At 65.0% G+C, this 5155-nt stretch carries 10 protein-coding genes; all 10 read right to left on the bottom strand.

Annotation, left to right across the window (positions count from 1 at the left end; all coding sequences use genetic code 11):
- Positions 1–450: phage tail tape measure protein (locus tag Q1J95_RS14280; RefSeq protein WP_300268728.1), on the bottom strand; the 450-nt coding region annotated here is incomplete at its 3' end.
- Between the two features lie 67 nt (positions 451–517).
- The gene (locus tag Q1J95_RS14275) at positions 518–784 is read right to left on the bottom strand and encodes a hypothetical protein (protein ID WP_300268725.1); all 267 of its coding nucleotides are present in this window, start codon (positions 782–784) and stop codon (positions 518–520) included.
- Between the two features lie 31 nt (positions 785–815).
- Entirely contained in the window at positions 816–1433 is a 618-nt protein-coding gene (locus Q1J95_RS14270; protein ID WP_300268722.1) for a hypothetical protein, read from the bottom strand.
- Positions 1434–1677: 244 nt separating this feature from the next.
- Entirely contained in the window at positions 1678–2208 is a 531-nt protein-coding gene (locus tag Q1J95_RS14265; RefSeq protein ID WP_300268720.1) for a hypothetical protein, read from the bottom strand.
- Positions 2209–2469: 261 nt separating this feature from the next.
- Positions 2470–3000 (bottom strand): hypothetical protein, encoded by a 531-nt coding sequence (locus Q1J95_RS14260; protein WP_300268718.1) that lies wholly within the window; start codon positions 2998–3000, stop codon positions 2470–2472.
- Complete coding sequence (locus Q1J95_RS14255) at positions 2984–3214, bottom strand: hypothetical protein (RefSeq protein ID WP_300268716.1); 231 nt, start codon at positions 3212–3214, stop codon at positions 2984–2986. Before Q1J95_RS14255 ends, Q1J95_RS14260 begins: the two co-directional genes overlap by 17 nt.
- A gap of 1 nt (position 3215) precedes the next feature.
- A complete protein-coding gene (locus tag Q1J95_RS14250) occupies positions 3216–3674 on the bottom strand; it encodes a hypothetical protein (protein WP_300268714.1) in 459 nt (152 codons plus the stop codon).
- 23 nt (positions 3675–3697) lie between these two features.
- Positions 3698–4060 carry a hypothetical protein gene (locus Q1J95_RS14245; protein ID WP_300268712.1) on the bottom strand — a complete coding sequence of 121 codons (363 nt, stop codon included), beginning with the start codon at positions 4058–4060 and terminating at the stop codon, positions 3698–3700.
- A 3-nt stretch (positions 4061–4063) separates the two neighbouring features.
- The gene (locus tag Q1J95_RS14240; RefSeq protein ID WP_300268710.1) at positions 4064–4720 is read right to left on the bottom strand and encodes a hypothetical protein; all 657 of its coding nucleotides are present in this window, start codon (positions 4718–4720) and stop codon (positions 4064–4066) included.
- Between the two features lie 3 nt (positions 4721–4723).
- Positions 4724–5134, bottom strand: coding sequence for a hypothetical protein (locus Q1J95_RS14235; protein WP_300268708.1), 411 nt, complete (start codon positions 5132–5134; stop codon positions 4724–4726).
- Positions 5135–5155: the final 21 nt, after the last annotated feature.

Here is a 5155-nt window from a genome sequence, read left to right as displayed (position 1 = left end):
GCCGAACGCGGTCAGGATATTCGAGCTAATGTCGGCGGCGCGCCCGAGGTCCATCTGGGCGGCGGCGGCGAGGTTCAGCACGCCCGGTAGCGCCTCGTACTGGCTCTGGACATCGAACCCGGCCATGCTCAGGAAGGCGAGCGCGTCAGCGGCCTCGTTAGCACTGAACACGGTCGCCTTGCCCTGTTCCAGCGCGCGGTCCCGCAGCAGCTCGAACTCCTCCCCGGTAGCGTTGGAGAGCGCCTTGACGCGGTTCATCTTCTGCTCGAAAGAGGCAGCGCTGTTCAGGGCGAGTCCGAAGCCGCCCGTAATGACGGCTCCGGCCCCGAGCATGGTTTGACCGACGGCGCGGATATGCTGCTCGTTGGCGATGATCGATTCGCCGAATGAGCGTTGTGTTGCCGCGCCCTCGTTCCCGAACTGGCGCAAGCGACCGGAGAGCTGGTCCACGCTCCGCATCGCTTGCCCGACTTCGAGAATGATTTGCCCTCTCGCACTACCGAACGATGCCATTCGGCTACCCCTCTCCGTTCAGTCGCAGGAAGTCCACGAGCAGGTCCGGGTTCTTGATCAGCTCGTCAGCCTTCTCCGCGATCTCGTCTGGTGCGTCCTCCTTCGCTGGCATGTCCGGGCCTTGCGCCCCGCCTGTGCTCGCTAGCCCGAGCTGTTCTTTCAGCGTCGGGTACTTCGGCACGCGCTTTACCTGTCGTCTGCGTTCGCGCGCGCTGACCGGCTTTTCGATCGTTTCGTGCGCGCGCGACTCGACCCACTGCGCGAACCACATACAGGCGAGATCGAAGTCGATCGCCTGTGCGTCAGCCTCGGCGCTCGTCAATCCGGACCGGATCGATCGCTCGCGAATACGCAGAATCCGGCTGGGCGACCCCAGCCCCGGATACCGTCGTGCCAGCTGGTCCAGCGTCCACAGCTGCATCCGGTCGTGCAGGAAACGTCGCTGCCTGCGCGGCTGCTCCCTGCTGCATCTCGGTTACGTGCGTCATGAACGCCATGCGGTCAGCGAACTCGATGTCCTTGACCCACAGCCCGTCCTTTTCGTCAGCCTCGGCAGCGGTCGCGTAGACGCGCGGTTCGATGAACCCGAGCAGCACGTAGGCATCGGCGATGTGTGCGACGTTGCCGTAGGAGCGCGCGAAGTCAGCCACGCTCATGCGCTGCATCGCCTCGCGCTCGTCATCGGTCGTCGCGTTGCGCTCGGCGCGCTCTGTCTCGGTGATCAGGTCGAACACAGCTTGCTGGTGCTGCTGCGGCAAGCTCCCGAGCGAATCCGCGTCGAAAATGTCCGGGCGCTTCGCGCGCACCACGGTCGGATTGCCGTTCGCGTCCGTCGTTGCGTGCAGCACAAACTCGAACCCTTCCTCTCGCTGGCGTCGCCGCGCGCGAAGATCGGCAGGATTCGGTCGCTGGTAGCTCACGGGGCGCGTATTTGCGCTGTGAGCGTTCGTTTCTGCGTTCGTGGGTGTTGAGTCGTGTGTAGGAATATCCGCGCTCTGCGGCCCCGTAGCAGCCGTGTACGCGTCCGTTACTGGTTCGTGGGGATTCTGATGGGTGAACTGGTCGCTCATGATGTTCCTCCGCACTCTGCTCCGCGCCTACGCGCCCTTCCGTGCTGTATGTGTGTGAGCGGGGAAGCGACGAATCACTCCCCCGCTGGCTACTCTAGGATGTCGGGATGTCCGACGCGTCCTCGTACTGCTCGCGCGTCAGCAGGATGCCGTCCACGGCAAGCCCCTCGAAATCGAGCGTCGGCGTGTTCCACGCGTTGACTTCCATCGTTTCGTCGAGGCCGGACGTGGTGAGCGCCTTCGGGATCACGACGCGATACGCGCTGCCCGACACATCGACGCCGGGAGCCTGACCCGCGATCGCGTAGAACGAGATGTCCGAACCGGCCAGCTCATCGAGCTTGGTCACGCCGGAGACACCGCCCGTTTCGACCTGCCCACCGAGCATCACGGCGAGCGCCGCGAGGTTGATGCGACCGATCTCGATCGAGCCGGTGAGCGACTTCGGGTTACGGACCTTCGCGATGATCTCGTTATCGCCTTCCAGCTCATCGCTGTCGGACTCGACATTGAAGCTCAGCGAGCGCGCGCCCGGAACGTCTACCCACGCTCCCGGCGTGTCGCCAGCGCCAGTGAGAGGAGCCACCTGCAGGTCAGCCAGTCCTCGTGCGATCTCAGCAACCATGATGCTTTACCTCCTGCCCCGGACGGATCACACGTCCGGCGCTATCCTCGAACTCTGTTGCCACCAGACGCCCGGTGGCGAGGTCCGCGATGTGATACGTGTGGATCGGTCGCTCTTTCGTTGAGTCCCGATGCCGACACCGTTTCTGCGTGCAGCGCCAGCGCCAGTAGCGCCGGTTGATGATCGTTCCCACGCGGCGAGAACCCGCGCAGCCCACCACGATCTCGTCACGCCGCGTTGGAAGTGGCGCGTCCGTGCTGATCATCGGATCGCCCTTCGCAACTGGTCAATGTTCTTGAACGTGTCTCGTCTTACGATCCTGATCGTGCCGTCCGGAAGTCGCAGCTTGCTCTGCTGCTCGCCGTCGCGCTCGTTGTGGATGATGAACTCGTGACCGCAGTCGCTCGCCTTGATCGCGTCAGCCGCGCGGAACGGGACGGCTTGAATGAAGCTGCCGCGCTGTCCCGGTCGCGCGCGAATGTTCGGGCCGAACACGACGCGCTCCACGCCGAGCGTGGGAATCTGCCCCTCGCCGTTGCCGCGCCGGATCGAGCGTCGGTGTCGATGCGTGCGCGCGATGCGGCGGCGACTGATCTCGCGAATGATCTCCATCTGCTCACGCGTGTACTTGCCGGTGATCATGTTGTATCGAACCACCGGGTTATCGAGCGCAGATGCCTCGCCCACCCACTCGACCCAGACGTGACCCTGCGGCGGCTCCGGCAAGCGCTCCGGCTCGTCGATCAGGCTCGCGTTACTCGGTCTGTCCTGCCAGTCAGCTATCCCGATCATCCTCGTGCGCCCCCTCCGGTTCCGATTCCGGTTCCGGCTGCACGTCCTCCCCTTCGGACTCGATCTGTAGCTCGTTGGCTACTTCCTGATTCTCGCGCTGAGCTGCCTTGAACAGTCGCGGCTCGTGACGCGGGTTATACGTGTAGCCGTGCGGCACCGGCATGTTGTTCTGTTCGATGTCGTGCAGCTGCTTCCTGATCGTCTTGCGTGCCACGCTACACCCTCCATACGCTGTCCGTTTGGACTCGAATCATATCTACCACAGCCGGGGGCAGGTTCGGGTCGTCGGTTGGCATCATCCGTGCCGAGATGCTGAGCACGAGCCCTTCGCCACGCGTCCCGGTGAGCACCGCGCCCTCGCACAGCGCGATGATGCGCTCGGCGGCGTCGTGCAGCTTGCGTTTCTCTGTCTCGTGCGGCAAGCAGCGCAGGAAGATATTGACGCCGCCCATATACGCGCTGTCCGGCCCGACCGGATTGCGCACCGCCGACACGTCGTCATACAGCACCGCTGCGCAGCGCTTGATGCGTCCGGCATGATCGAACGCGTCCGGCGTGCTGCCCGGTGTCGGATCGGTGCCAGCCGGATTGCTGTTCGGCATGATCTGCCGCGTCCAGATGCCGCCCGGTAGCAGCTCGCCCAGCGTTTCATCGTCGCGCAGCAGCTTCGCCACGCCGTTCTGTAGTGTGTCCATCGTTACCCTCGCATCGCTGAGAGCGCTGCAGCCATGACGAGCGGCGCGCCCATGCTGATCGTCGCCGGAAGCACGCCCCAGCGACCGCCCCAGCGCCCTTCGAGATAGATGCCGTAATAGACGCCGTGCGAGATCGTGAGCGTGATGCTGTCGCGCCCTTGCTCAACCTGCATGCTCAGCCCAGCCTCAGCCGCCCCGGTGCGGTTCTGCCACGGGTGGCTCGCTTTCGCATACGCGAGGATCGTCTGCCCCGCTGCCGTGATCTCGCCGCTCAGCCGCCCCTCGACGCGACCCCACCACGCTTCGAGCTGGTTCGCGAGTGATTCGGGGCTTTCCGCCCATGCGATGCGCACACGATCTGCCATGCGCTAGCTCCCGGTGTTGTAGCGGAACGCCAGTTCGAGCCGATCCCCGACGATCGCGCGCACGGTCGTGATCTGCGCGCCCTGCGCGAACGGGACGCCGAGAATCCAGTCACCCGCGACGATCTGCGCAGCCGGGACCGGCGAGATGATCAGCGTCCCGTTGCGCGAGACACCGACCGCGCCCTGCTGCTGCACCGGACGCTCGCCAACATTCGTTGTGACCGCTTGCGCGTCGCCGGTCCAGATCACGTCGTACTCGCCGCTGTCAGCGTTGTACCGCTCGATCGTGACGACGTAGCGCTCCACCGCGATCTCCTCGACCGTGCCGACCACATCGCGCGTGACGTTGACGCTGCTATAGCTCTCGGCGGCGATCGTCATGAGCTGCGGCACGCTGCCCTGCGCGCTCGTGAGCTGCACGCGATCACCAAGCTGCACGTCAGCATCGTGCGGGAAACTCAGTCGCGACGATTGCGACTGGTCGCTGGTCGCCGCCCAAGGATCGATGCCGCCCGGTCCCGGCGTGTACATGTGCACCATCACCGGCACGTCGGACGCGATCTCTGTCCACGCTTCTCCGATCTTGCGCTCGATCGTCGCGCGCGCGCCGTGCCGGTGCAGGTAGCGCAGCGTGCGCGCTCGTGCTTGTGCGAGTCGCATCGCCTACGCTCCTCTCCGGCCACGCGCGAGCATGAAGTGATGCAGCGTGCCGGTTTGCGTCAGCTTCGCCAGCTCGCTCGCCGCGATCGCTTCCAGCTCTGCCGCCCATTCCGTCAGGTTGCTCGCACGCGTCACCGTGTATTGCTGCCCGAAGCGCTCTTGCGTCACGCTCATCTCATCGCGCAGCGTGCCTGTCCCGAGCAGCGCTGCCGCGATGCGGTGCGCGATGATGCGCCGGATTGCCTCTTGCTCCGCGATCGGTCGCAGCAGGAAGTCCGGTGGCCCGATCTCCGCGAGCACCTGCGCCTCGATGCGCTGCCCGATCAGCGGCGAATCGATCAGCGCGTCAGGCACGAGCGTTTCGTCCACGCCCAGCAGCTCGCGGATTGCATTTCTCAGCTCGTCATCCAGCATTGCCCATTCCTAACCGAACTC

This window comes from Microbacterium sp. (genome assembly GCF_029263575.1).
Taxonomy (GTDB): Bacteria; Actinomycetota; Actinomycetes; order Actinomycetales; family Microbacteriaceae; genus Microbacterium.
This window is presented reverse-complemented; position numbering and strand designations above follow the sequence as displayed.